Origin of the sequence: Hymenobacter sp. BT18, assembly GCF_012273015.1 — a bacterium.
In the GTDB taxonomy this organism is placed as follows: domain Bacteria; phylum Bacteroidota; class Bacteroidia; order Cytophagales; family Hymenobacteraceae; genus Hymenobacter; species Hymenobacter lutimineralis.
The window spans coordinates 2090102-2115011 of the sequence record NZ_CP050954.1 but is presented as its reverse complement, the minus strand read 5'-3'; the positions used below and the strand labels follow the sequence as shown (position 1 = coordinate 2115011).

The following is a 24910-nucleotide window of genomic DNA, read 5'->3' as shown; positions in this document are numbered from 1 at the left end:
CCACCGCTTCCAACCTCTCTGTTTTGAATATTGCCCTTGTTTCCTACGCTGGCCGCACCAGCTCCCAATACGCGGTTGCTACTGTCGAAGACGAAGATACCCTGCTGGAGCGTTATCTGCTGGGCCAGGGCCACCAGGTTACCATCGAAATCTGGTCGGATGCCGCGGTCAACTGGCAGCAGTACGAGGCCGTCGTGCTCAAGTCACCCTGGGATTATTTCGACCGAATAGCGGAGTTCTACGCCTGGCTCGACAGTCTGGAAAAGCTGGGCGTTTCCCTGCTGAACCCTACTGCCGTGGTACGCTGGAACGCCGACAAGCGCTACCTGCTGGAAATGGCCGAGGCTGGCGTGTCGGTAGTACCTACTCAATGGCTGGCCCGCGGCAGTTCCCTCAATACGGCGGACCTGTTTGCCGCTCTAGGCGCCCCCGAACGTATTATTATCAAGCCAGCTGTCAGCGGCGGTGCCAAAAACACGTTTGCCCTCACGGCCGCTGAGGCCGCAGCAAAGTCGCCAGAGCTAGCTGAGCTGCTGGCAGAGGAGGACTTTCTGGCCCAACCCTTCCTGCCTCAGATTCAGACTCAGGGTGAGTGGTCTTTGGTGTACTTAGGTGGAACTTTCAGTCATTCCGTGCTGAAAACGCCCAAGTCCGGCGACTTCCGCGTGCAGCACTACCTGGGGGGCGGCATTGCCGCGTTGCCGGCCCCGGCTTCGGTACACCAAGCCGCCGATGACACAGTGCGGCGCTTCGCCGCCGGGTGCCTGTATGCCCGCGTCGATGGGGTAGTGGTAGATGGGCAGTTTCTGCTTATGGAGCTGGAGCTGATTGAGCCCTTCCTGTACCTGGCCACCGAGCCCGCTTCCTGGGCGCGCTACGAGCAGGCGCTACGGACTCTAGCGCCGCTTAAGGGCACGCATTAGCGTCCGCAAAGCCTGCTGCAAAGAAGCTTCATAAGCGCCGCGTGGTCGGGCTAGAAGCCATTTACCACGAACCCACCATCAACGCTGAGGCATTGGCCGGTGATGTAGCTGGCGGCGGGCAGACACAGAAAGGCCACGGCGGCGCTTACTTCCTCTGGCTCCCCTATGCGCTGCATGGGGGTGCGGGCCACCACCTGCGCCAGGTAGTCGGGGTTGCGCAAAACGGTTTCGGCCAGGGGCGTGCGAATGTACCAGGGTGCTACGGTGTTCACCCGGATGCCATCGGGGGCCCATTCCACGGCCAGGTTTCGCCCCAGCTGCGTCATGGCGGCCTTGGTCATGCCGTAGATGGCGCCCGTGCGCAGGTGGGTAAGGCCAGCTACCGAGCCCACGTTGACGATGCTGGCGCTACCGGCAGCTTTCAGCAGCGGGTGCGCCGCCTGGCACATACCAAACACCGATTCCAGGTTGGTCGCCATGAGCTGCTGGTATTCGGCCGGGGTGTAGTCTACCGTAGCCTTGCGAATGTTGGTGCCCACGTTATTGACCAGAATATGCAGCGGGGAGCCAAGCGCGGCTACGGCGGCCAGGGCCTGGGCGCGGCCATCGGGCCGGCTCACGTCGGCCTCTACGGCGTGTGCCGGAAACCCCAGCTGCTGCCACCGCTGTACCTGCTCCCGGAGGGGGGCTGGGTTACGGGCGGCCGCTACCACTACTGCGCCCAGCTGCAGGAGCTCTTCGGCCACGGCGGCCCCAATTCCTTTGGAAGCCCCAGTTACCAGGGCCACCTTGCCGCGCAAATGCCAGCGGTTTGTTTCGTTACGCATGCAAAAATCTTCCGGAGTCAAAAAAAGGGCATAGTTGCACTAAAGTACGGCTTACGTCCGTTTGTTTTAGGATTAAACAAATAAACAGCTCATTTTTAGTGTAATTGCAATCTTCGTAGTAGGTGCTTGGATAAATAAAATTTTAACAAAATTTTAACCTATTGATACAAGTTATTCCAATTATTGATAGTTTGGGTCGCCAATCTGTTAAAAGCGCCCTCTCTCGCTGCTGGCACTTGGCTGAAATTCTTTCACACCACCCCAACCAAACGCATTATGCAAAAGAATTACCCGGCAGTAGCCCTGCTGGTGCTTGGCAGCGCCATGTTCGCTCCCACACAAGCACAGAATGTTGGACGTGTAAAACAGCGCGTTGTAGCTGAAGACGGACAACTGGAAATGGTCAGCTTTGCTGAAGGCCGGTCCTACAAGGCGGCGGAAGCGCAGCAGATGTTCCGCGAGCAGCTGGGCCTGCTGAAAGACGAGTCGCTGGTGCGCAGCCAGAGCCAGCAGGATGAGCTGGGCTTTGTGAACGAGCGTTACCAGCAGTACTACAAAGGCTACAAAGTAGAGCACGGAGCTTACCTGCTGCACGCCCGTCAGGGAGCCGTCGAAGTAATCAACGGCCGCCTGCTACGCGGCTTGGATAAGGTGAACACCACCCCAGCCATGAGCGAGAAGCAAGCCCTGAGCCGCGCTCTGAGCTTTGTGGGCGCCAAGCAGTACATGTGGGAAGAAGACAACAGCTTCCTGCCCAAAGGCGAGCTGGTGATTGTGCAGAACGATCTGGCCAAGGGCGCTGGCAAAGCTACGCTGGCCTACAAGTTCGATGTGTACGCCAAAGCGCCGGTAAGCCGTGCCTACATCTACGTAGATGCTCGCTCGGGCGAGGTAGTTTCGCGCAACAACATCATCAAGCACGCCGCCGCTACGGGTACTTTCGCTACGCGCTACAGCGGTACTAAGTCGTCGGCAACCGATAGCTACAACGGCACCTACCGCCTGCGGGAGTACACCCGGGGCAACGGTATTGAAACCTACAACTGCAAAAAAGGCAATAGCTACACCGCGGCAGTAGACTTCACCGATGCCGATAACAGCTGGACGGAGTACAACAACACCAACTTCGACAACGCGGCCCTCGACGCTCATTACGGCGCGCAGAGCACGTTCGACTATTTCAAAAATGTACACGGTCGCAACTCCTACAACAACGCCGGGGCTGCTATCAAAAGCTACGTACACTTCGACGACACCCCCGGTGACGGCAAAGGCTACGAAAACGCTTACTGGGATGGCACCCGCATGACCTACGGCGACGGCTATTCCCGCTTCGACCCGTTGACGTCGCTGGACGTTGCGGCCCACGAGATTGGTCACGCCGTGTGCTCCTATTCGGCCAACCTGACGTATTCCAACGAGTCGGGCGCCATGAACGAAGGCTTCTCCGATATCTGGGGCGCCGCCGTGGAGTACTACAAAGACCCCGCTAAGGCTACCTGGCTGATTGGCGAAGACATCGACAAAGTGCGGCCTTCGCTGCGCTCCATGAGCAACCCGAACGCCGAAAGCCAGCCCGACACTTATAAAGGCACTTATTGGTACACCGGCACCGGCGACAACGGCGGTGTGCATACCAACTCCGGCGTGCTCAACCACTGGTTCTACCGGCTGTCGGTAGGGGGCAGCGGCACCAACGATATCGGCAGCTCCTTCTCCGTAACGGGCATCGGCATCGACAAAGCCGCTAAAATTGCCTACCGCACCGAAACCGTTTACCTCACGGCTTCTTCCAACTACGCCGCGGCCCGCACGGGCTCCATTCAGGCCGCCAAAGACCTGTACGGCGCTGGCTCGGCAGAAGAGCAGGCGGTAACTAACGCCTGGTATGCCGTAGGGGTAGGCGCTGCTTACAGCGGCGGTGGCACCACGCCTCCTCCGACCACGGTTACGTACTGCGCTTCGAAAGGCACTAACGTTTCCTACGAGTGGATTGACTACGTGAAGCTGGGCACTATTGCCCGCACTTCCAGCAAAGATGCTGGCTACTACAACGGCACCGCTACCAGCACTTCCGTGGCCGCCGGTTCTTCGCAGACCATCAGCTTCAGCGCGGGCTTCGCTTCCACGGCTTACACCGAATACTGGAAGATCTACATCGACTACAACCAGAACGGCGTGTTTACGGACGCTGGCGAACTGGTAGTTTCGGGCTCGTCTTCGAGCAGCGGCACGCTGAGCAGCACGTTCACGGTACCGGCCACGGCTAAGTCGGGCGCTACTCGTTTGCGCGTTATCATGAGCGACGCTTCGGCCACCACCAGCTGCAACAGCTACAGCTACGGCGAAACCGAAGACTACACGGTTAACATCACGGGTGGTACGCTGGCAGCCGGCGTAAATGCTGGTATCGTGGGCGGCAAGACGGAACAACTGGGCAACGCGGTAGACCGTGGCCTGGAAGTATTCCCGAACCCTGCTTCGGACCGGATGCGCATTGCTCTGCCCGGCGGTGCTAAAGCCAGCAGCGTGAAAGTAGTAGACCTGCGCGGCGCGGCCGTAGCCGGGGCCCGCTACAACGGCGAAGGTGAGCTGAACATCAGCAGCCTGGCCAAAGGCATGTACATTGTAACGGTTAGCGACGGTCAAAAGACCTTCCACCAGCGCTTTGTAAAGCAATAGGGAGTAATCAACCCTGGTAATACCCGAAAGGCCCGGTGCTTAGCGCCGGGCCTTTTTGTATACAAAAGGTGCAATTATCAGGGCTGCTGTATGGGCAAAGTGCAAGCCTCGTGGTAAGTTTCAAATAAGGGCGAGGTTTTTAATGAAATCTGCAGGAAAAGCAGGCTTGAGGGAAAGAAATTTTAACAGAAAGGGCGTGACATTAAATTTACATTAAAATTTATAGCTATATTGTATGCCCGAACAATCGTTAACTCTCTTACTGACAAAATTGGACGGGTTCATTTTTCTACATCACCCCAACCTCCTTTCAACATGCAAAAGAAGTACTCAGTAGCAGCCTTGCTCGCGCTTGGTGGATTGATTTCTGTGTCTGACGCTCAAGCCCAGGGCAACGAGCGGGTGAAGCAGCGGGTAACATCGGCTGACGGGCAGCCCGAGCTGATTTCCTTCGCACCCGGCCGGTCCTACAAGGCGGCGGAAGCGCAGCAGATGTTCCGCGAGCAACTGGGCCTGCTGAAAGACGAGTCGCTGGTGCGCAGCCAGAGCCAGCAGGATGAGCTGGGCTTTGTGAACGAGCGTTACCAGCAGTACTACAAAGGCTACAAAGTAGAGCACGGAGCTTACCTGCTGCACGCCCGTCAGGGGGCCGTCGAAGTAATCAACGGCCGCTTGGAGCGGGGGCTGGAAAAAGTAAGCACGGCGCCCGCCCTGTCGGAAGCACAGGCCCTGGCCCGGGCTACGGCCTTCGTAGGCGCCGATAAGTTTATGTGGCAGGATGCCGAAGAAGAGGCCCATCTGCGGAAGGAAACCAGCAACCCCAAGGCCAGCTACAAGCCCAAAGGGGAGTTGGTGATTGTGCGCAACGAGCTGGGCCGAGGCGCTTCGGCCGGCAAGCCGACCCTGGCCTACAAGTTCGACGTATATGCCCAGGCGCCCGTGAGCCGCGCTCTTATCTACGTAGATGCCCGCTCGGGTGAAATCGTCCTGAAAAACGACATCATCAAGCACGCTGGGGCTACTGCTACGTTTGCTACCGCCTACAGCGGTAGCCGCTCCCTGGCCGACGAAACGGCAACGGGTGGCTACCGCCTGCGGGAGCTGACGCGTGGCCTCGGCATCGAAACCTACAACATGAAGAAGGGCCAGCAGTACAGCCGGGCCGTAGACTTCATCGACGCCGACAACAACTGGACGGCCGCCGAATACAATAACGCCAGCTTCGACAATGTGGCCGGCGACGCGCACTTTGGGGCCCAGGCCACGTACGACTACTGGAAAAACGTGCATGGCCGCAACTCGTACGATAACGCCGGCGCCAAAATCAAGAGCTACGTGCACTACGGCCGCAGCTACGAAAATGCCTACTGGAACGGTTCGGTAATGACCTACGGCGACGGGGCCACGCGCTTCCGCCCCCTGACCTCGCTGGACGTTTGCGGCCACGAAATCGGCCACGCCGTGTGCGAAAACACCGCTAACCTGGTCTACTCCAACGAGTCGGGCGCTATGAACGAAGGCTTCTCCGACATCTGGGGGGCTGCCGTGGAGGCGTATGCCGTATCGAACCTGGGCGCTACCTCCGGTGGAGTGAAGGCTAAGAACACCTGGCTCATCGGCGAGGAAATCGACAAGCAGCAGGTAGCCCTGCGCTCCATGAGCGACCCGAACTCCTTGGGCCAGCCGGCTTACTACAAAGGACTGAAGTGGTACACGGGTACTTCCGACAACGGCGGCGTGCACACGAACTCGGGGGTACTCAACTACTGGTTCTACCTGATTGCCCAGGGCAAAACCGGCACCAACGAAAAAGGTCAGAGCTTCTCGGTAACGGGCCTGGGCATGGATGCCGCCGCTAAAATTGCCTTCCGCACAGAAAGCGTGTACCTCACGGCGTCGGCCACCTACGCCAACGCCCGCACGGCCAGCATTCAGGCCGCTACCGACTTGTACGGGGCCGGCTCTACGCAGGTAACCTCCGTGACCAACGCCTGGTACGCCGTAGGCGTAGGCTCAGCAGCTGCACTGGCCGCTTCCGGCACTACGTCGGCACCTGCCGTTAATACGGGTATCGTGGCTGCCGTTAAAGGGCTGGATGTATTCCCGGTGCCGGCTACCAATGAGCTGACGCTCTCGTTGCGTCACGCTGGTTCGCTGAGCAACGTGCGCGTGGTTGACATGCGCGGCGCTACGGTAAGCGGTGCCCGCTACAACGGCAACGGCACGCTGGATATCAGCCGCCTGGCGCAGGGCCTGTACATCGTATCGGCCAGCGACGGAGAGCAAACCTTCCGTCAGCGTTTCGAGAAGAAATAACTAACGGCTTCTCTTAAGAAAAAAGGGCCTTTACCATTGGTGAAGGCCCTTTTTTCTGTTTAGTAGTAACTTCCTCAGCTGCTGCCTTACGGGCGTAAGGCGTATTCTGCTTTAAGTTCCAGAAGGCCATAGCCATCATTGCGGGCCGGATTGGCACGGGTGCTTACATCGTCAAGGTGGTCGGTGGTGGTGAAGAAGTAAGTACCCTCCAGGGCGACGCTTACCCGACGGGAAGCTCGCACCGACAGGCCCAGTCCCACCGGGGCAATCAGGGCGGTGGCGGGGTAGTCGTTGCGCTCGGGGGAGCCAAAGTTGGTGTTACTGGTGGGGCGCTCGGTGCCCTGGTAGGACTCCGGGCTATACAGCAGTGCTCCCACGCCAAAGCGCAGGTAGGGTTTGATTACCGCCGGTACGCCCGTGCCATCCGAAAAGTCGGCGGGGTCGCGCAGGAGACTCAGGCGGGCCTGCGCAATCAGGGAGGCATTCCGGCCCCGGAAAGCCAGTCCGCGGGAAGGTAACTGGTCTTTGGCGCCTAGCTGAAAATAAGTAAACTCGCCCCCCACCTGCAGGCCCGGATAAAGCTTGTAGAGCACCCCGGCGCTGATAGCGGGGCCGATAAAGTTTTCGGCAAGGGAGCCGGTCAGGTCGCCATTGTAATAGGTGATGCCGCCACCAAATGTGAACCGAACCGGGCCGCGGTAATAAGGTCGGGACTGGTGGTTATAGTGGCGTTTGCCGTGGTTTGGACTTTGCGCAACGGCCGCAGGAGCGGCAAAAGCAGCCAGCGTAGCAACAAGAAGAAAACGAAAATTCACGGGCAGGAAATGCTTGGTAATGGCCCGGCATACGCCAGCCGGGCCCCGGTCGTTGCCCAACGCATGGAACGCCGGTTTTATTTGAACGTGCCCTGGGGGTCGGGGAGCTTGCTCATCAGCTCACTTACCAGGTTGAAATCCACGAGGGCCATATTGGCTTTCTGGGTAGCGTGCACGGCCTGCCAGGCTTCGGCATACTTCTCCTGGCTGTAGTAGGCATGTGCCAGCTGGTTCCAGGCGGCTCCGTTGGTGGGTTGCAGCTGGGTGGCATGCTCCAGCGTGGCTACGGCCTCGGTGAGGTCGCGCTTCTTTTTGCTGATGCTATACTGCAACAACTGCAGCGTGCCCAGGTCGCCCAGCAGGGCCGCGTTGTTGGGCGCCAGCACGAGTCCTTGCTGCACCAGGGGCATGATTTCGGTAGGCGGGACGTTGCGCTGGCTCAGCACCACAGCCTGCCCGCGCAAGGCATCGGGGTTGCGCGGGTCGAGGGCCCAGGCCAGGTTAAAGCGGTACATGGCCGTATCGGGTTGGTTTTCGGCCAGGTATTCGAAGCCTTTCTCAGAGAAAAACCGGCTGGCCTCGGTGCGTGAGGCGAAGCTGCGCGTAGCATCGGCCATAATAGCAGGGCCGGCCAGACGCTCCGCTTCGGTGGCGGAAACGCCCCCGAAAAGTGCCAGTGTGCGGCGGGCGGCATCGGAGAGCGTGCTGGCCCCGGCTTTCTGCTTTATCTTAACTTTCTGGGCTGAGGCCGGCGTCAGGTTCAGCAAGCAGGCGAGCAACAGAGTGCTGCTCAACAGGAGTTTTTTCATGAGGATATGGGTCAGGAAACCAGCCGGGAGGTTGCAAGCTCCCAACGCGTTCCGACAAATATACTACCCGGAGAAAAAGCAAATCGACTTGCCGGAGCCAACTAAAACAAGGTGGTCTGCCGGGGCGGCTGCTCGAAATCCAGCAGCCATTTTTTGCGCATCAGGCCCCCGGCGTAGCCCGTCAGGCGGCCATTGGCCCCAATCACGCGGTGGCAGGGCACCACAATGGCCAGGGGGTTCTGCCCATTGGCCGCGCCCACGGCCCGTACCGCCAGTGGGTTGCCCAGGCGGTGGGCCACGGTGAGGTAGGAAATGGTTTGCCCGTAGGGAATATACGTGAGCTGCTGCCACACCTGCCGCTGGAACTCCGTGCCCAGGGCCGGATCGTACGTGAGGTCAAAGTCGCGCAGCTCGCGCCCGAAGTAGGCCCGCAGCTGCTCGTAAGCCGGCTTGAGACAGGTGGCTACCTCGCGGGGTGGAGTGGAGGTAGCGGGCTCGGTGGGCAACCGCACAAACTCAACTGCCTGCAGACCAGCCTCGGAGCCCCGCAGCTCCAGCAAGCCTACCGGCGAAACCAACGAAGCACAGGCCAAAGATGCCATAGAAGAATGCGCAACGGACAAAGAATGGCCCGAAGGTCGCGCTTTTACGACTATTCTGCTTGGTCTTTGCCTACAGGCGGCGGCATGGGGGGAAGCTCAGCCCAGAGACGCTCAAACTCTTGCTGGTAGCTGCGAATAGCTTCCGGGTCGTCGGTGATGAGCAGGTTTTCGTGGTTGTAGAGCGAGGCGGAACGCGTCCAGTTATAGCTCCCGGTCAGTACGGAGCGGCCATCGGCTACGGCAAACTTGTGGTGCATGTGGTTGGCCGTGGCATCGAGGTGAATCGGAATGCCCGCCGCGTGCAGCTGCCGGATGTCGGAGCCTTTATCGTAGAGCTTCTCGTTGTCGGTAAGCAGCTGCACCCGCACCCCGCGGCGGTGCGCCGCCAGCAGGGCATCGGTAATCCGGTCGTCGGAAATGGTGAAAACGCACACCTGCAGGGAGTGCGCGGCCCGCTGAATAAAGCGCCGGATGGCATCGGTACAGTCATCCAGCGGGCTGAAGTACACTTCGGTATGCGTGGACGGCGCGGCGGCCAGTGGCATGAGCAGGGCGCCGGCCGCCTCCAGCCAGTCAATAGCCGCTTTGTCGGGGAGGGTGTTGAACCGCTCCCGCACGACGGCAAACAACTGGTGCCGCAATTCGTCCAGGGCATTGCCCTGCTGCCCATGCGCTGCCAGCTGGGCCCGCAGCTGGCGGGCTTCTTCGGCTGAGAGGGTATTGTCGGCAAAGGACTGCCGAAACAGCGCAAGCAGCTCGTGCGAGGAAGCAGACATAGCAGGCAACTAAAAAATCAGAGAGCGGAGAGGGTAGCAAGTTCGGTGGCAGCCGGGGCGGTGGTCAGCCAGGGCTCCACCAGCGCCTGGGCTTCCCGCAGGGCCTCGGCGTAGGGCTCGTGCAGTACCCGCACCGGCGGACCATCAGGGCGCAGTACGGCATCCCAGAGGCCAGAGCGGTGCCAGTCCCGGTCGAGGTGGTCCCAGTCGGGCCGGTCGAGGATGGGGTACAGGCACACGCCCCAGAGCGGAATGCCCTGGCGAAGTACCTGCGCGCACTCCTCGCCCACCATCTGCATCCAGGAGGGGCGGTCCATACCCGGGTGGCTGGTTTCGCTGAGCACAATGGGCTTACGGTAACGCTTATAGGCCATGCGCAGCAGGGCACTCATGGGCTTCCAGCGCGGGTCATAGGGCTCATTCACCCAGTTGAGGCGGTGGTGGGTATGCAGCTCCCACTGGTTGTTGTAGTAGTAGTTGAAGCCCAGAATATCGAGGTACTCGGGCTTGCCGCCCAGCTCGGGGCACATGCGGCCGCAGAGCATGTCCACGGCCTGAAACTGGTGCTCGGTAAACTCTTTGGCCCGCTGCTTGTCGGCGCGGCTGGCGTTCAGGGGCGGCACAATATGAATCAGCGGCTCGGTGGTCATGATGCGCACGGTAGGGTCGGCCTCCCGCAGGGCCGCCACGCCTTCAATGTAGGCGCGCATGAGGCCATACTTTACTTCCCAGCCCTGGCCTACGCAGTAGGGCACGGTGCCGCGGGCATCGCCGCCCAGCCAGCTCATAAAGCTCACCTCGTTGATGGGCGTCACAATCAGTTCATCGGCAGGCCGCACGCTGCGGTAGAAAGCCACGAAGGCCCGGCATAAGGCTGCAAACCGCCGCGCAAACATCGGGTGTAGGGGCGTCAGGTCGTCGGGGTAGCCGAAGTGGCACAGGTCCCACACCTGCTGAATACCGTTGCGCTGCCCGGCCGCCAGCATAGCGGCTACGGTGCTCCAGTCGTACTGATACGGCGCTTTCTCCACTTGGCTCCAGCGGATGCCTTCGCGCACGGTGCCCAGATTAAACGACTGCAGGTCCTGGTAATCCTGCTCAATCAGCTGCAAGTGGCCCGTGAGCGGGAGGAAGTCTACCCGGTGGCCAAAGCAGTTTTGCTGGTCGGTACACTCGTAACCAGCCATCCAAAAAGACTGAAAAGGGTTGTGCGTGGGCGTAGGAACAGACATAGGCACGGCATAAAGGGAAAAGACAAACAGCCCCTGACTGGAGCCGAGTTAGCTGACGTTTACCGGGAAAGGGACCGGAAGGTTAGGGGCAACGGCTAAGACTGCTCCTGGCGCTGGCGGGCCGACACGGCCTTGGCCTCCACGAAAATGCGCTGCACGTACGGGTATTTGGCCCGGATGGCATCCTGCAGCTGGTCGATGGCCTGCTCTACTTCTACGGCCGTCAACTTGTCGCGGAACTCCACGTCGAGGGCCATCATCACGTCCTGGGGGCCGAGGTACATGGTGAGCGGGGGGCGGATGTGCTCCACGGCGGGCTGGCTGCGGGCAATTTCCTGCAAGCCCAGCAGCGTTTCCTCGTCCACGCCCTCACCCACCAGCAGGCCCTTGGTGCGGCTCACCAGAAACACGGCCACCAGCATCAGCAGCACGCCAATGGCAATGGAAGCGGCCCCATCCAGGAAGGGGTTGTTGAGCGCATGGCCGAAATACACGCCCAGCAGCGCAATGACCAGACCAAGCAGGGCCGCCAGGTTTTCGAGCACGGAAGCAAATACGGCCGGGTCCTTGCTGCGGCGCAGGATCGACCAGAACCCCGCGTTGGCGTCGGTGTTTTGTTGCCTCAGAGCCTTGGCGGCCAGCCAAAAAGCCCAGCCCTCGAAGCCGATGGCAATGCCTAGTACTAAGTAGTTCCAGAGCGGGTCGGTGAGGGGCTCGGGGTGCTCAATGTGCTTGATGCCTTCGTAGAACGACATGCCGCCGCCGATGGCAAAAATCAGCACGGCCACAATCAGTCCCCAGAAATACAGCTCCTTGGAGCGCCCAAACGGGTGGCGGGCGTCGGCCGGCTTCTGGCTCTGGCTTACGCCGTAAAGCAGCAGAATCGCGTTGCCGCTGTCGACCAGGGAGTGAATACCCTCCGACAGCATAGCCGAGCTGCGCGTGAAGTACGCCGCCACAAACTTGCTGAGCGCAATGCCAATGTTGGCCACGAGGCCGCCGTAGAGCGCGGATTTTGAGGAGTTGGGGTTTGCCATAAAGGAACAAAAAACGAATGCCTGCTGATACGTACGGTTAGCCGAAAAGTAGCTGCGGGCCTGAAGGTAAAAGCGGCCGCAGGATGCTGTGCCGCCTGCGCCCCGGTCCGGTATCGGCAGTTTTAGCTGCCGCAATGGCTACATTGGCTCCTGGATGCCCGACTACCACTCAGTCGGCCAGAAAAGTACTGCCATAGCCAATTGGTTGCCGGCCCCGGTGGTACGGGCCTTCCCGGCCGGGGTTTGTGCCCTGGCCCGAACATTCTGCTTTTGTCCGGCTTTTACTGCCCTATGACCAAAACTGCTACTCCGGCCTCAGCGCCCCTCCACCGCCGCCTCGGTTTGCTGCAAGCCACCGCCCTCAACATGATTGATATGGTGGGCATCGGGCCATTTGTCACGCTACCACTGGTGATGGGGTTCATGGGGCCGAACTTTCTGCTGGCCTGGCTGGTGGGTGCGGGCTTGAGTTTGGTGGATGGGCTGATCTGGAGTGAGCTGGGCGCGGCCTATCCCGAGGCGGGCGGGTCCTACCGCTTCCTCAAGCTGGCCTACGGCGAGCATACCTGGGGCCGGCTGCTGTCGTTTCTCTACGTGTGGCAGACGCTCATTCAGGCCCCGCTGGTGGTGGCTTCGGGCGCTATCGGCTTCGCGCAGTACTTCGGCTACCTCGTGCCACTCACCGAGTGGTGGCAGCCCAAGCTGGTGTCGGGGGTGGTGGTGCTGCTGCTCATTGCCCTGCTCTACCGCCGCATCGAGGCCATTGGCAAGCTGGGCGTGATGCTCTGGGTGGGCGTGCTGGGGCTCATGGGCTGGCTAATCTTCGGAGGTGTCACGCACGCCGAGCATGCGGTGGCCTGGCTGCCCGAAGGCGGGTTTTCAGCCTTGCCGGGCGTGCTGCTTTCCGCCGCTATGGGGCAGGCTGCCGTCAAGACCATCTACAGCTACCTGGGCTACTACAACGTGTGCCACCTGGGGGGCGAGGTAAAGGAGCCGCACAAGCTCATTCCCCGCAGCATCTTCCTGAGCATTCTGGGCATCATGGCCCTGTACCTGCTTCTCAACTGGAGCGTGGGCACCGTCATTCCCTGGCAGGAGGCCCAGCACTCCGAGTTCATCGTGAGTACGTTCGTGGAGAAGCTTTACGGGGCCGCTGCCGCCAAAGCCGCCACGGCGCTGGTGCTGTGGGTGGCGTTTGCCTCCCTGTTTGCCGTGCTGCTGGGCTACTCCCGCATTCCCTACGCCGCCGCCGCCGATGGGGAGTTTCTGCCCCTGTTCGGCCGCACCCACCCCACCAAGCAGTTTCCGCACGTGTCGTTGCTGCTACTGGGCGGGCTGGGCTTCGTGTTCAGCTTGCTGTTTAAACTGGGCGAAGTCATCAGCGCCATCCTGGCCATGCGCATCCTGGTGCAATTCGTGGGGCAGGCCGTGGGGCTGGTGTTGCTGCGCCGGCGCCGAGGCACGGTGGGCCTGCCGTTCCGCATGCCGCTCTACCCGCTGCCGGTCATCGTGGCCGTGGCCGTATGGCTCTGGATGTTCTACAGCATTCAGGATGGGGTGCCGCTGGCCTGGGCCGGGCTGCCGGGCCGGGTGCTGCCCTTCCAGTTGGGCGCCGTGCTTATGATGGGGCTGGGTACCGTAGTGTTCCTGCTCTGGAGTCGGAGGCTTGGCCGGTGGCCGTTTTTACCCAAAATCCCCGGTTCTGGTTACCAAAATCCCCGGGTGTAGCGCCAGTCGTTCCGGCTTATGTTCCAATCGTTCCGGCCTTGGTTCCAACGGTTCCGGGTGTAGCGCCGGTCGTTCCGTCCTTTGTTCCAGTCGTTCCGTGTGTAGCGCCAATCGTTCCGGCCTTAGATTCAGGTGTTCCGGGTTCGGTACCAACCGTTCCGTCCCTGGTTCCAACGGTTTCGGGTGTAACGCCGGTGGCTCCGGGTGCTGCTACCGGTTTCCCGACTGTAACATTAAAAGCAAACGCCCGACATCTGGTTTGATGTCGGGCGTTTTTCACTGGAATAATGCGGTGGCGACTATCCCCGGCGCAGCACGGCCGCAGCTTCCTTGGCGAAGTAGGTCAGGATGGCGTCGGCGCCGGCGCGCTTGATGCTGGTCAGCACTTCCATCATGGTCCGCTCTCCGTCGAGCCAGCCGTTCTGGGCAGCGGCCTTCACCATGGCGTACTCGCCCGACACGTTGTAGGCTGTCACAGGCAGGTTGGTGTGCGTTTTCACGTCCAGAATCACGTCGAGGTAGCTCAGAGCGGGCTTTACCATCACCATGTCGGCGCCTTCGGCTTCGTCGAGGGCCAGCTCGCGCAGGGCCTCGCGGCGGTTGGCCGGGTTCATCTGGTAGCTTTTCTTGTCACCCTTCTTGGGGGCCGAGTCCAGGGCGTCGCGGAAGGGGCCGTAGAAAGCTGAGGCGTACTTGGCCGTGTAGCTCATGATGCTCACGTGCGAGAAGGCGTTCTGATCGAGCACTTCCCGGATCCAGGCCACGCGGCCATCCATCATGTCGGAGGGCCCGATGATGTCGGCGCCGGCGCGGGCCTGGGCCAGGGCCATCTGCCCCAGCACTTCCAGGGTAGCGTCGTTCAGGATTTCGCCCGACTCCGCATCCACCACGCCATCGTGCCCGTCGGAGGAGTAGGGGTCCATGGCCACGTCGGTCATCAGAACCACGTCGGGGAACTGGCGCTTGATATGGGCCACGGTTTTCAGGTACAGCCCCTCGGGGTTGGCCGATTCGCGGGCCAGCCGGTCCTTTAGCGCGTCGTTGATGCTGGGAAACGGCGCAAAGGCCTTCACGCCCAACTCCACGCACCGCCCGATTTCGTCGATGAGTAGGTCGGCGGAAAAGCGGCTGATGCCCGGCATGGAGGCCACGGGCACGTTCTGGTTCTGGCCTTCAATCAGGAAAACGGGGTAAATAAAATCGTGGGTGGTGAGGCGGGTTTCCTGCACCATATCCCGGATAACCTCGGACTTGCGGTTGCGGCGGGGCCGGTGCGTTGGCAGATTCGGCATGGACGTTACAATTGGTAAGACGGGAGAGAACAACCAGGGCAAAGGTAAGGTTGCAGGCGGGAGCGTCGCCGATATGTCGCCGATATGTAGGGCGTAAGGAGCTTACGCGCTATACTGGCATCATCAGCGCGCTACATGTTAAAGAACTCCTGGAAGACTTCCCGCCAGGCATGGCTGCCCCCGATGCCCATCACCAGGAAGTAGTAGCCCAGCACCACAATCAGCGCGCCTACGCCCAGGCCCAGCCAGCCGCCCAGCAGCAAGCCCGCGAGAATCCCGCCAACAATGAGCAAGCCACCCAGCACCAGGTGCAGCGTATCGTGTTCCCGGTCTTGAGGCTTGGCGCTCCGGCGCAGGGCTTTCTGGGGCTGTTGCCGGGAAGCAACCGGGGCAGCGCTTCTCGTTTCGGCCTGATTGATGGCCGTTGTAGCCGAGTGGCTGGTAAAAACGCCCAAACGAGTGCGGACAGGCGCAGCGGGAGCCGGCTCAATGGATGCCTGCAGCAGCGGTGGGCCGGGCACCGTGTCCGTTGCAGTGGGCAGCAGGGTGGCCGCTACGGGCGCTGGCCGAAAAGAAAAAGTTGCCTGCTGGCTGTGGCAGCCGGTGAGCAGCAGCCCTACCAAGGCAAACAGGCCGGCGCAGCGCCAGGCCCAACGGGGACCAATACCAGGCATACACGAAAAGGGGAATAGTTGCGGCCAAGGTACGTAAGCCCCTGCCACCCCGTTGGCCCCAAAAGCAACCGCGCCGCGCCGAACCAGGAATAGTTCAACGCGGCGAGTATATCAGAAGAGCGGGAAATGCCTAGTTGTTTTTCCGGGGCGGCGTAGGCTCGGCGTCGGCCGAGAGCAGGACGGACGTAGGCTCGGGGCCCTGCGAGTCGTGCATGAGCACCACGGCCTGCTCATTGGTTCTGGGCTGGGTAGAGCGGTGCTGCAGAGCAGTTTTACTGCTCTGGCAGCTGGCCAGCGACACTGCCGAAACACACAAAAGGAGAAGGTAGCGAGTAGAGTTGGCCATGGGGGAGCAGTAAAACGATACAAAGCTACGGTGCTTTGCGGCTCCCCAACTACGCTATTCGCCCAAACTGTTCCTTTACCCGTTGAATTAGTGGTTATTCTTCTACAAGTTCAATTGCACGCTGAAAAACTGCCAAGGGTTTTGTCGGAGGGTGGAGTGAGCCGAGCGGCTGTGCGTGTTACCTGGGTTATCCGGGCCCTATTCTCTATCCTCTATCTTTACCTGCCCAATTTCTTTCCGTTATTCATGCAAAATGGCCGCCTGAAGTTCCTGCTTACCCCACGGGTCCAACTTATTCTGTATGCGCTGCTGACGGTGGTAGTCAGCTTCCAGCACTATTTCAAAGGCTCCTATAACAACTACCTGATCTTCGTCAAGCCTTTCTTTAACCTGCTGGAAGGCAAAAACCTTTACCTGGAGTACCCCGCGTACTACTACGATACCTACAAGTACAGCCCTACGTTTGCCCTGTTCATGGGTGCGTTTGCCTACCTGCCCACGTGGCTGGGGCTGCTCAGTTGGAACACGCTCAATAGCGTAGTGCTCTACACGGCCGGCCGGCGCCTGTTTGCCGACCAGCGGCGCCAGTCCTGGTTTCTGCTGCTGGTGCTGGTAGACATGATGACGGCCCTGCACAACAGCCAGGCCAACTGCCTGCTGGTGGGGCTCATGCTCTGGACCTACATTCACCTGGAGAAGAAGCACTATGCCTGGGCCGGGCTGTGCGTGGCCCTGGCCGCCCTCATCAAGATATACGGTGTTGGCATCGGCTTGCTGTTCCTGCTGTACCCGCAGCCTTTCCGCAATGGGTTATGGGCCGTTTTCTGGATTCTGGTGCTGGCCTTTGCCCCCCTGCTGGTGGTGTCCTGGGCTGATTTCCAGATGATTTACCAGGGCTGGTACAGCATCGTGCGCGCCTCGGCTACGGGCATCCAGCTGTCGTTGATGGGCATCCTGGAAACGTGGTTTGGAGTACCAGCTCAGGCCAAAGGGGTAGTCCAGGCCCTGGGGTTGCTGCTGCTGCTGCTGCCGCTGGCCTACTGGCGCAGCTGGCAAGAGGACAGCTACCGGCGCCTCTACGTGGCGTCTATTTTGATTTTTGTGGTGATTTTCAACCAGATGGCCGAGTCGCCCACCTTCGTTATTGCGGTGGCCGGCTTCATGCTCTGGTTTCTGAGCTACCGGCGCACCCTAGCCTGGGGCTGGGGGCTGTTTGCCTTCGTGGTAGTTTTCACCTGCTTGTCGGCTACCGATCTGGTGCCGCCCTTCATCCGCCGCAACTACTTCGATGTGTACAAGCTCAAAGCCGTGCCCATGGTGCTGGCTTGGCTGGTCATACAAACGCAGCTGCTCATGTACCCTCGCTGGCGTACCCGGCTGGAAGCGGCTGAGGCCAGCGCTGCCCAGTCCGAAGGGCTCTAAACGCTACCGCGCCTGCCCGGACCGTACGGCAAGGATAGCCTTGCTGTGGCGGTCCGGGCAGGCGCGGCGGCTTGCAAGAAAGGAGCACGCACAGAAGAAGGCAGCTGCCTTCTTCTGTGCGTGCTCCTTATCTTTTGTTTAGAAAGCCAGAATCACCTGTTCGATCAGGTCGCAGGCTTCGTGCATCTGCTCTTCGGTAATTACCAGCGGCGGCGCAAACCGGATGATGTCGCCGTGAGTGGGTTTGGCCAGCAGGCCGTGCTCCATCAGCGATACGCATACGTCCCAGGCAGTGCGTCCATCGGCGCTGGGCTTAATGACCACGGCGTTCAGCAAGCCTTTGCCGCGCACCAGTTCTACCACCTCGGGGCGCTGGGCCTGCACGCGGCGCATTCTTTCGCGGAATACCTCGCCCAGGGTACGGGCATTCTGAGTCAGCTTCTCATCCAGTAGCACATCCAGGGCCGCGCGCAGCACCACCGAAGCCAGCGGGTTGCCGCCGAACGTAGAGCCGTGTTGCCCGGGCTGAATGGTGAGCATCACCTCGTTGCGGGCCAGCACCGCCGATACCGGCAACACGCCCCCGCTAAGGGCCTTGCCCAGAATCAGAATATCGGCGTGCACGCCTTCGTGGCACACGGCCAGCAGTTCGCCGGTGCGGCCCAGGCCGGTCTGAATTTCATCGGCAATGAACAGCACGTGGTGGGCCTTACAGATAGCGGCGGCTTTGGACAGGTAGCCTTCGGACGGCACCATCACGCCGGCCTCGCCCTGAATGGGCTCCACCAGGAAGCCACACACGTGCGGATCCTTCACGGCTTCTTCCAGAGCCGCCAGATCATCGTAGGGCACTACTTGGTAGCCGGGCGTGTAGGGCCCGAAGCCGCCCGTAGAGTCGGGGTCGGTGCTAAAGGAGATGATGCCGGTGGTGCGGCCGTGGAAGTTGTGCTCGGCCACGATGATGCGGGCCTGGTTGGGGGCAATGCCTTTCTCCTGGTAGCCCCACTTGCGGGCCAGCTTCAGGGCAGTTTCAACGGCTTCAGCCCCGGAGTTCATCAGCAGGGCCTTGTCGTAGTTGAACAGCTCGCACAGCTGCTTTTCGGCCGCGCCTAGCTGGTCGTTGAAGAAGGCGCGCGAAGTGAGCGTGAGCTTCTGGGCCTGCTCCGTGAGGGCCCCGATGATGCGCGGGTGGCAGTGGCCCTGGTTGACGGCCGAGTAAGCCGAGAGGAAATCGTAGTAGTGCTTGCCGTCCACATCCCACAGGTGCACGCCTTCGCCCCGGCTAAGCACCACGGGCAGCGGATGATAGTTGTGGGCGCCGTAACGGTCTTCGAGGGCCATCAGCTCCTGGCTGCGGGCAGTAGTCGTGGAGGTAGCTTCCATGTGGGTAGGGGGGTTAAGGGCAGGATGCAATGGGCTCAAAACTACGCAAAAAGGCCCGTTCGGCGGAGGGTTCTATCTTTGCGAAAAGTGTTTCTGCTGCCTTGCCTTCTCCCGCGCCCCAACCCCTGCAACCCGGCGACTACTACTTCACCCCCGAGGGGCTGATGGTTTTTACCGAACAATACCACCGCCGCCGCGGCTCCTGCTGCGGCAGCGGCTGCCGGCATTGCCCTTGGCGAAAGAAAACGAAGAATGAGGAGTGAAGAATGCGGAATTAGAGAAAGATTCATCGTATCAATTTCTCATTCTTCACTCCTCATTCTTTATTCTTTGCCTCTCCAAGAGAGCTAACCTGCTATTTTTCAGCCTGCCGGTTTGATAGTGTCAGACTTTTACCGATATTTGCGTCCCTTTTCCAGTATTGACACCTTCAAGTTCCTAGATATCATGGCCCGAGTTTGTGATCTGACCGGCAAGCGTACCCGCGTAGGCAACAACGTTTCGCACGCCAACAACAAAACCAAGCGCAAGTTCTACCCGAACCTGCAGAAGAAGCGTTTCTACATCCCCGAGCAGGACGCCTGGGTTACGCTGAAGGTTGCTACCAGCACCATCCGCACCATCAACAAGAACGGCATCATGTCGGTGCTGAAGAAGGCCAAAGAGCAGGGCTTCATCGTTTACTAGCTTTTTCCGCCTGCGGCGGCCAGAGCAAACGTAAAGAATAGTTGTGCGCAGCACCCGCGGCAAAATTTCCTGATACAGGGAGTTTTGCCGCGGGTGCTGCGCATTGTTGTTGTTGGCAGGAAGCGGGTTAAATATTGTTTTCTTGCACCTGGCTTCTGCGCAACGCCGAAGTGGCTTGGTAGTCTTTGCTTTCAATGGCTCACTTTTTACGAAATACCCCGGCCCGGCTGCTGCTGGCCGCCGGCTTGCTCCTGGCCGTAGCGCCGGTAGCCTCTGCTCAACGCACTGCCGGCCCCGACCGCCCCGCCGATTTTCTGGACCCCGCTTTTCATAAGCAGCGGCGCGAGCTGCTCCGGCAGGCCATGCCCGCGGGTTCCGTGGCGGTGCTGTTTGCCGCGCCCGTGCGCAACCGCGCCAACGACGTCGACTTCCGGTACCACCAAAGCCCCGACCTGTTTTACCTCACGGGCTACGATGAGCCCGAAGCCGTGCTGGTGCTGTTCAAGGAAGCCCAAACCGTAGGCGGGCAGGCTGGCGTTACCGAGGCCTTATTTGTGCAGCCCCGCGATCCGCAGCGCGAGCAGTGGACGGGCCGCCGCCTGGGCGCCGCTGGCGCCCGGGAGCAGCTCAAGCTGCAGTACACGGCCGATAACAAGGAATTTGCGGGGGCTGGTATCAACTGGGCTGGCTTCAACACGGTGCTGTTCACGGACCTGCCCGCTGATGTGCGCGACGACTCCACCGACCCCGCCGACCTGTTCAGCTTAGTAGCCACCTTCCGGCAGCAGGCCGGTGTTCCCGCCGACTTCAACCCGAAGCAGGCGGAGCTGTACCGCACTATGCAGCGCTACGGCCTGATTAACGCGCCTAATATTAGAGGCTACCTCGAGAACCTGACCAAGCAAATTCCGGCCCTGGCTCAGGACACTTATGTACAGGCATACCTGAAGGCTACCACCGACGCCGAGCGGCAGAAGGCCCTGGCCGCCCGGCCCGCTAGCCGCTTCGATAATGCGGCCCTGAACGATGCGCTGGATGTGCTGCGCCAGGCCAAAACCCCGGAGGAGCTTCAGCACCTGCGCAAAGCTATTCGCATCAGCACCGTGGGCCAACAGGAAGTGATGAAAGCTGTGCGCCCCGATATGGGCGAAATGGAGATTCAGGGCCTGCACGAGTACGTGTATAGAAAATACGGCGCCGAGTTCGAAGGCTACCCCAGCATTGTAGGGGCCGGGGCCAACGGCTGCGTGCTCCACTACATTGCCAACGACAAGCCCCAGGTGAAAAACGACCTGCTGCTGATGGACTGCGGGGCCGAGTACCACGGCTACACGGCCGACGTAACCCGCACGGTGCCGCCCTCGGGGAAGTTCAGCCCGGCCCAGCGCCAGATCTACGAGCTGGTGCTGGCGGCGCAGGAGGCGGGCTTTGCCGCCTGTAAGCCCGGCGCCGAGTTCCGCGACCCGCACAAAGCCGCCGAGAAAGTTATTGCCGACGGCCTGCTCAAACTTGGCCTGATTCAGAAGCCCGAAGAAGTACGCCGCTACTTTCCGCACGGTACCTCGCACTACCTGGGCCTGGATGTGCACGACCGGGGTACCTACGGGCCGCTGGCCGCCGGGCAGGTAATAACCGTGGAGCCCGGTATCTACATCCCCGAGGGCAGCCCCTGTGACCCAAAGTGGTGGAACATCGGGGTGCGCATCGAAGACGACATCCTGATTACGGACAAAGGGTGGGAAAACCTGTCGGCGGAGGCCCCCCGCACCGTGGCGGACATTGAAAAGCTGATGGCCAAAAAAAGCGTCCTCGAGAATTTCAGGCTGCCGGCGCTGAAGTAGCTGTTCCGTAGGGCTGCTGCCCGAATTATGTAGTGGAGTCCGGCGGGAATGTTGGATTTCGGGGAGAGTAAGGGCTACGGCTCACATCATTGTGTGGCGGCAGATAGAGGAGAGGCTATCTACTTTTGCTCTGCTGTCGGGCAGCGGGGAAACGCCCCGGCCCGGGAGTGTTTTTAGCCCCCTCACTTTCCCTTACTTCTATGAAAACGCCCCCTCTTTTCCCGAAAACCCGGTTGCGTCTGTCCCTGATGCTGGTGGTTGGTAGCCTGGCCTTTGGCGCCTGCACCGAGGACCAGGTAGATCCGCAGCCTACGACCAGCTACGGCGCTACCACGGCCATTGGCAACGGGCAGGCCCGCAGCTACATCACAATGGACGCCAGCGGCAAGCCTACCGAAATCGGAATGCGCGTGACGGAGGCCGGTTTTGCGGGCCTGCCCGCCACGCCCGGCATGAGCACCCTGGCCTTGCCCGCCGGTGACTTCAAACTGCCTTTCGACCACTTGTCCTTCGACTGGAACCCCAACGGTCACGAGCCCGAGCACGTGTACGACCTGCCCCACTTCGACGTTCACTTCTACATGGTATCCATGGCCGAGCGGATGAAGATTGAGTTGGATGACGCCAAAGGCGACGTGCTGCCTGCGGCCAATCTGCTTCCGACGGGCTACGCAACGGCCCCCAACGTGGCCCCGGGCCGTACAATTCCCATGATGGGCCGCCACTGGATAGACCCCACCAGCCACGAGTACCACGGCATGGACTTCACCCAAACCTTCATTTATGGCTCCTATAATGGTGCCGTTATCTTCGAAGAACCCATGATTACCAAGGCGTACTTTGAAGCGAAAAAAACCGAAACCTTCGCACTGCCCCAGCCCGCCGCCGTAGCCAGAACCGGCGTGTATTATCCTACCAAGTACACTATTGGCTACGATGCCGCCACCAAGGAATACTTGGTGAAACTGCACGACATGGTGTTGCGCTAAAAGCTGACTGCCTGACGAGTTACCAGTACGAAGGCTGAGAATTCTGCTTTTAAAGCGGGGTTTTCAGCCTTCTGGCATTGGCAGCGCGGCTGCGTGTATCGATGACTGTTGGCACGAGGCCGCCAGGCAAAGAATATTCGCTTGCGGATTATTCAGTTGAGTGTTTGACAATTCCAAAAAGCCGTGTACCTTTGCAGTCCTTAATCCAAAAACAAAGTCGAGATGGCTAAAAAAGGAAACCGGGTGCAGGTAATCCTCGAGTGCACCGAGCACAAGAACTCGGGTCAGCCGGGCACCTCGCGCTACATCACCACCAAGAACCGTAAGAACACGCCTGAGCGCATTGAGTTGAAGAAGTTCAACAACGTGCTCAAGAAGATGACCGTTCACAAGGAAATTAAGTAACCTGAGCAATGGCTAAGAAAGTAGTAGCAACCCTGAAAACGGCTACCGGCAAAGACTGGGCGAAGGTGATTCGTGCCGTGAAATCGGAGAAAACCGGTGCTTATACCTTCCGCGAGGAGATGGTGCCCGTTGATAAAGTTCAGGATTACCTCGCCACTGGCGTTAAGTAACCTGGCGCCCTCGTGGCCTGCCAACTGAAGTGAAGAAGTCCCGCCATCGTGGGACTTTTTTGCATGTTAGGGCTTAGTGATTAGGGCCTTGGTCTTAGTCGCGGGCTCCCTCAGCTTCTTCGTTGGCTTGGTGTCGCCGCGCTAATTCCTAAGACCTACCCCCTAAGACCTACGATATGGGCCTCTTCGATTTTTTTAAGAAGGATAAGGAAAGCAAAGAGCAGCAGCAGGCCCTCGACGAAGGCCTGCAGAAAACCAAATCCAGCTTCTTTGACCAGCTTAGCAAAGCGGTAGTAGGCAAGGCTACGGTGGATGAGGCCGTGCTCGACGACCTCGAAACCCTGCTCGTGCACGCCGACGTGGGCATCGATACCACCGTGAAGGTGATTGACCGCATCGAGAAGCGCGTGGCCCGCGATAAGTACGTGAGTACCTCGGAGCTGGACCGCATCCTGCGCGAAGAAATTGCCGACCTGCTGGACCGCAACAGCGGCGCTACCGGCTCCCGCGCCATCCTTGACCGCCCCGACAACACCGGCCAGCCCTTCGTAATTATGGTGGTGGGCGTGAACGGGGTGGGCAAAACCACGACCATTGGCAAGCTGGCCCACCGCTTCCACTCCGCCGGTAAAAAAGTAGTGCTGGGCGCCGCCGATACCTTCCGGGCCGCCGCCGTCGACCAGCTTATCATCTGGGGGCAGCGCGTGGGCGTACCGGTTATTTCGCACGGCATGAACACCGACCCGGCCTCCGTAGCTTATGATGCGGTGCAGAAAGGCGTAGAGATGGGGGCAGATGTCGTTATCATCGACACGGCCGGCCGCCTGCACAACAAGGTGAACCTGATGAACGAGCTAAGCAAGATTAAGCGCGTGATGCAGAAGGTGATTCCCGACGCGCCTCATGAGGTACTGCTGGTGCTCGATGGCAGCACCGGCCAGAATGCTTTCCTGCAGGCCAAGGAATTCACCAAGGCCACCGAGGTATCGGCCCTGGCCATCACCAAGCTCGACGGCACGGCCAAGGGTGGCGTGGTTATCGGCATCAGCGACCAGCTCCAGGTGCCGGTGCGCTACATTGGGGTAGGAGAGAAGATGACCGACCTGCAGCTTTTCGACCGGCACACGTTCGTGAACTCGCTGTTTAAGAAGTAGCACCTGGGATACGACATGGGGTGGAGGGCTTCTACCTGACTGGTCGCCGCATGCGACTAACGTTAGCTGCATAGGGTCAGTGCGCTGGGATGTGGCGGCCAGGGGCTTACGTCTGCCTGGAAATAACTGCCCAAGGGGCTGATAATGGGATGAGAATAGTCTGGCTGACACTGCTGCTAGTAGGCCTTAGCAGCTTAAGCGTATCGGCTTGGGCCCAAGCCAAAGGGGATTGGTCACTCATTGCGTCGCCGGGTATTTCGTACCAGAAGCAGATTTTCGGGGAAATCAGTGCTATGTACGCCAACGTGCAGTTCGGCCCTGGTGCGGTACTGGTACACGGCCCCCGCATTGGGGTGGAGGCTGGATACCGCGACCATTTGGTCTATGCGCCCAAAATCGGGTATGAGTTCGACTTCATACTAGTGGCGCTGCGGGCCAATTTGGTGGGTTACGTGGATCAGGGGCAAGTGGACTTGCGGCTGCTGCCTGAAGCAGGGCTAAGTTTCTTTGGCTTCGCCAACTTCACTTACGGCTACAACGCCCCTCTCGGAACCTACCGTACTCCGGCCACCAGCCTGCACCGCCTCACTCTCACGGCAAACTTGCTGCGCGATTAGCGCGGCCGACAGTCACCCGTCTTGCGGCAAAGTATTACGCTAGCAAGCACTGCCCTGCTGAACCGGCTGTGAACGGGATTAAGCCACGGGCAGCCTATACTGCTGCGCTACGCCTCACAAAATCAATTGCCGCATTGCTGGCGGGGCACTGCATAGACATCTGCAATAATTCTCTGCGGGGGC

At 60.1% G+C, this 24910-nt stretch carries 24 protein-coding genes; 13 read left to right on the top strand and 11 right to left on the bottom strand.

What is annotated here, in order from left to right; translation table 11 throughout:
* The first annotated feature begins 23 nt into the window (after positions 1 to 23).
* Positions 24 to 923: a RimK family alpha-L-glutamate ligase gene (locus HER32_RS08915; protein ID WP_168681628.1), complete on the top strand. Its 900-nt coding sequence runs from the start codon at positions 24 to 26 to the stop codon at positions 921 to 923.
* A gap of 50 nt (positions 924 to 973) precedes the next feature.
* On the opposite strand, the gene HER32_RS08910 is transcribed toward HER32_RS08915, so the two are convergent.
* Entirely contained in the window at positions 974 to 1750 is a 777-nt protein-coding gene (locus HER32_RS08910) for an SDR family oxidoreductase (RefSeq protein ID WP_168681627.1), read from the bottom strand.
* A 276-nt stretch (positions 1751 to 2026) separates the two neighbouring features.
* Between HER32_RS08910 and HER32_RS08905 the strand changes: the two genes are divergently transcribed.
* Positions 2027 to 4432 (top strand): M4 family metallopeptidase, encoded by a 2406-nt coding sequence (locus tag HER32_RS08905; protein WP_149069623.1) that lies wholly within the window; start codon positions 2027 to 2029, stop codon positions 4430 to 4432.
* Positions 4433 to 4801: 369 nt separating this feature from the next.
* Positions 4802 to 6748 (top strand): M4 family metallopeptidase, encoded by a 1947-nt coding sequence (locus tag HER32_RS08900; RefSeq protein ID WP_168681626.1) that lies wholly within the window; start codon positions 4802 to 4804, stop codon positions 6746 to 6748.
* A gap of 86 nt (positions 6749 to 6834) precedes the next feature.
* Here the strand turns inward: HER32_RS08900 and HER32_RS08895 are convergent, their stop codons facing one another.
* From HER32_RS08895 to HER32_RS08870, 6 genes are all read right to left on the bottom strand, one after another.
* On the bottom strand, positions 6835 to 7563 hold the full coding sequence (locus tag HER32_RS08895) for a hypothetical protein (protein ID WP_149069621.1): 729 nt from the start codon (positions 7561 to 7563) through the stop codon (positions 6835 to 6837).
* A gap of 77 nt (positions 7564 to 7640) precedes the next feature.
* Positions 7641 to 8372, bottom strand: a complete 732-nt coding sequence (locus tag HER32_RS08890; RefSeq protein ID WP_149069620.1) for a tetratricopeptide repeat protein — start codon at positions 8370 to 8372, stop codon at positions 7641 to 7643.
* Between the two features lie 101 nt (positions 8373 to 8473).
* Positions 8474 to 8974 (bottom strand): methylated-DNA--[protein]-cysteine S-methyltransferase, encoded by a 501-nt coding sequence (locus HER32_RS08885; protein WP_149069619.1) that lies wholly within the window; start codon positions 8972 to 8974, stop codon positions 8474 to 8476.
* Between the two features lie 50 nt (positions 8975 to 9024).
* Entirely contained in the window at positions 9025 to 9750 is a 726-nt protein-coding gene (locus HER32_RS08880) for a phospholipase D-like domain-containing protein (RefSeq protein WP_168681625.1), read from the bottom strand.
* 17 nt (positions 9751 to 9767) lie between these two features.
* Entirely contained in the window at positions 9768 to 10982 is a 1215-nt protein-coding gene (locus HER32_RS08875; RefSeq protein ID WP_168681624.1) for an amine oxidase, read from the bottom strand.
* A 95-nt stretch (positions 10983 to 11077) separates the two neighbouring features.
* On the bottom strand, positions 11078 to 12019 hold the full coding sequence (locus HER32_RS08870; protein WP_168681623.1) for a cation diffusion facilitator family transporter: 942 nt from the start codon (positions 12017 to 12019) through the stop codon (positions 11078 to 11080).
* Positions 12020 to 12310: 291 nt separating this feature from the next.
* On the opposite strand from HER32_RS08870, the gene HER32_RS08865 reads away from it, so the two are divergent.
* Positions 12311 to 13747 carry an APC family permease gene (locus HER32_RS08865; protein ID WP_168681622.1) on the top strand — a complete coding sequence of 479 codons (1437 nt, stop codon included), beginning with the start codon at positions 12311 to 12313 and terminating at the stop codon, positions 13745 to 13747.
* 299 nt (positions 13748 to 14046) lie between these two features.
* On the opposite strand, the gene hemB is transcribed toward HER32_RS08865, so the two are convergent.
* From hemB to HER32_RS08850, 3 genes are all read right to left on the bottom strand, one after another.
* On the bottom strand, positions 14047 to 15039 hold the full coding sequence (gene hemB / locus HER32_RS08860) for a porphobilinogen synthase (protein ID WP_168681621.1): 993 nt from the start codon (positions 15037 to 15039) through the stop codon (positions 14047 to 14049).
* A gap of 131 nt (positions 15040 to 15170) precedes the next feature.
* The gene (locus tag HER32_RS08855) at positions 15171 to 15713 is read right to left on the bottom strand and encodes a hypothetical protein (RefSeq protein ID WP_168681620.1); all 543 of its coding nucleotides are present in this window, start codon (positions 15711 to 15713) and stop codon (positions 15171 to 15173) included.
* A gap of 130 nt (positions 15714 to 15843) precedes the next feature.
* A complete protein-coding gene (locus HER32_RS08850) occupies positions 15844 to 16059 on the bottom strand; it encodes a hypothetical protein (RefSeq protein ID WP_149069612.1) in 216 nt (71 codons plus the stop codon).
* A 246-nt stretch (positions 16060 to 16305) separates the two neighbouring features.
* Between HER32_RS08850 and HER32_RS08845 the strand changes: the two genes are divergently transcribed.
* Positions 16306 to 17481: a glycosyltransferase family 87 protein gene (locus HER32_RS08845; protein ID WP_168681619.1), complete on the top strand. Its 1176-nt coding sequence runs from the start codon at positions 16306 to 16308 to the stop codon at positions 17479 to 17481.
* 138 nt (positions 17482 to 17619) lie between these two features.
* Here the strand turns inward: HER32_RS08845 and rocD are convergent, their stop codons facing one another.
* Complete coding sequence (gene rocD / locus HER32_RS08840) at positions 17620 to 18864, bottom strand: ornithine--oxo-acid transaminase (protein WP_168681618.1); 1245 nt, start codon at positions 18862 to 18864, stop codon at positions 17620 to 17622.
* 29 nt (positions 18865 to 18893) lie between these two features.
* Between rocD and HER32_RS08835 the strand changes: the two genes are divergently transcribed.
* From HER32_RS08835 to HER32_RS08800, 8 genes are all read left to right on the top strand, one after another.
* Positions 18894 to 19127, top strand: coding sequence for a DUF5522 domain-containing protein (locus HER32_RS08835; protein ID WP_168681617.1), 234 nt, complete (start codon positions 18894 to 18896; stop codon positions 19125 to 19127).
* A gap of 184 nt (positions 19128 to 19311) precedes the next feature.
* A complete protein-coding gene (rpmB, locus tag HER32_RS08830; RefSeq protein WP_044003635.1) occupies positions 19312 to 19551 on the top strand; it encodes a 50S ribosomal protein L28 in 240 nt (79 codons plus the stop codon).
* A gap of 194 nt (positions 19552 to 19745) precedes the next feature.
* Positions 19746 to 21392 carry an aminopeptidase P family protein gene (locus HER32_RS08825; RefSeq protein ID WP_168681616.1) on the top strand — a complete coding sequence of 549 codons (1647 nt, stop codon included), beginning with the start codon at positions 19746 to 19748 and terminating at the stop codon, positions 21390 to 21392.
* A 200-nt stretch (positions 21393 to 21592) separates the two neighbouring features.
* On the top strand, positions 21593 to 22381 hold the full coding sequence (locus tag HER32_RS08820; protein WP_149069608.1) for a DUF5602 domain-containing protein: 789 nt from the start codon (positions 21593 to 21595) through the stop codon (positions 22379 to 22381).
* Positions 22382 to 22603: 222 nt separating this feature from the next.
* Positions 22604 to 22786 (top strand): 50S ribosomal protein L33, encoded by a 183-nt coding sequence (rpmG, locus tag HER32_RS08815; RefSeq protein ID WP_022825071.1) that lies wholly within the window; start codon positions 22604 to 22606, stop codon positions 22784 to 22786.
* Between the two features lie 8 nt (positions 22787 to 22794).
* On the top strand, positions 22795 to 22956 hold the full coding sequence (locus tag HER32_RS08810) for a DUF4295 domain-containing protein (protein ID WP_149069607.1): 162 nt from the start codon (positions 22795 to 22797) through the stop codon (positions 22954 to 22956).
* Positions 22957 to 23132: 176 nt separating this feature from the next.
* The gene (gene ftsY / locus HER32_RS08805) at positions 23133 to 24110 is read left to right on the top strand and encodes a signal recognition particle-docking protein FtsY (RefSeq protein WP_149069606.1); all 978 of its coding nucleotides are present in this window, start codon (positions 23133 to 23135) and stop codon (positions 24108 to 24110) included.
* Between the two features lie 149 nt (positions 24111 to 24259).
* On the top strand, positions 24260 to 24727 hold the full coding sequence (locus HER32_RS08800) for a hypothetical protein (protein ID WP_168681615.1): 468 nt from the start codon (positions 24260 to 24262) through the stop codon (positions 24725 to 24727).
* Positions 24728 to 24910: the final 183 nt, after the last annotated feature.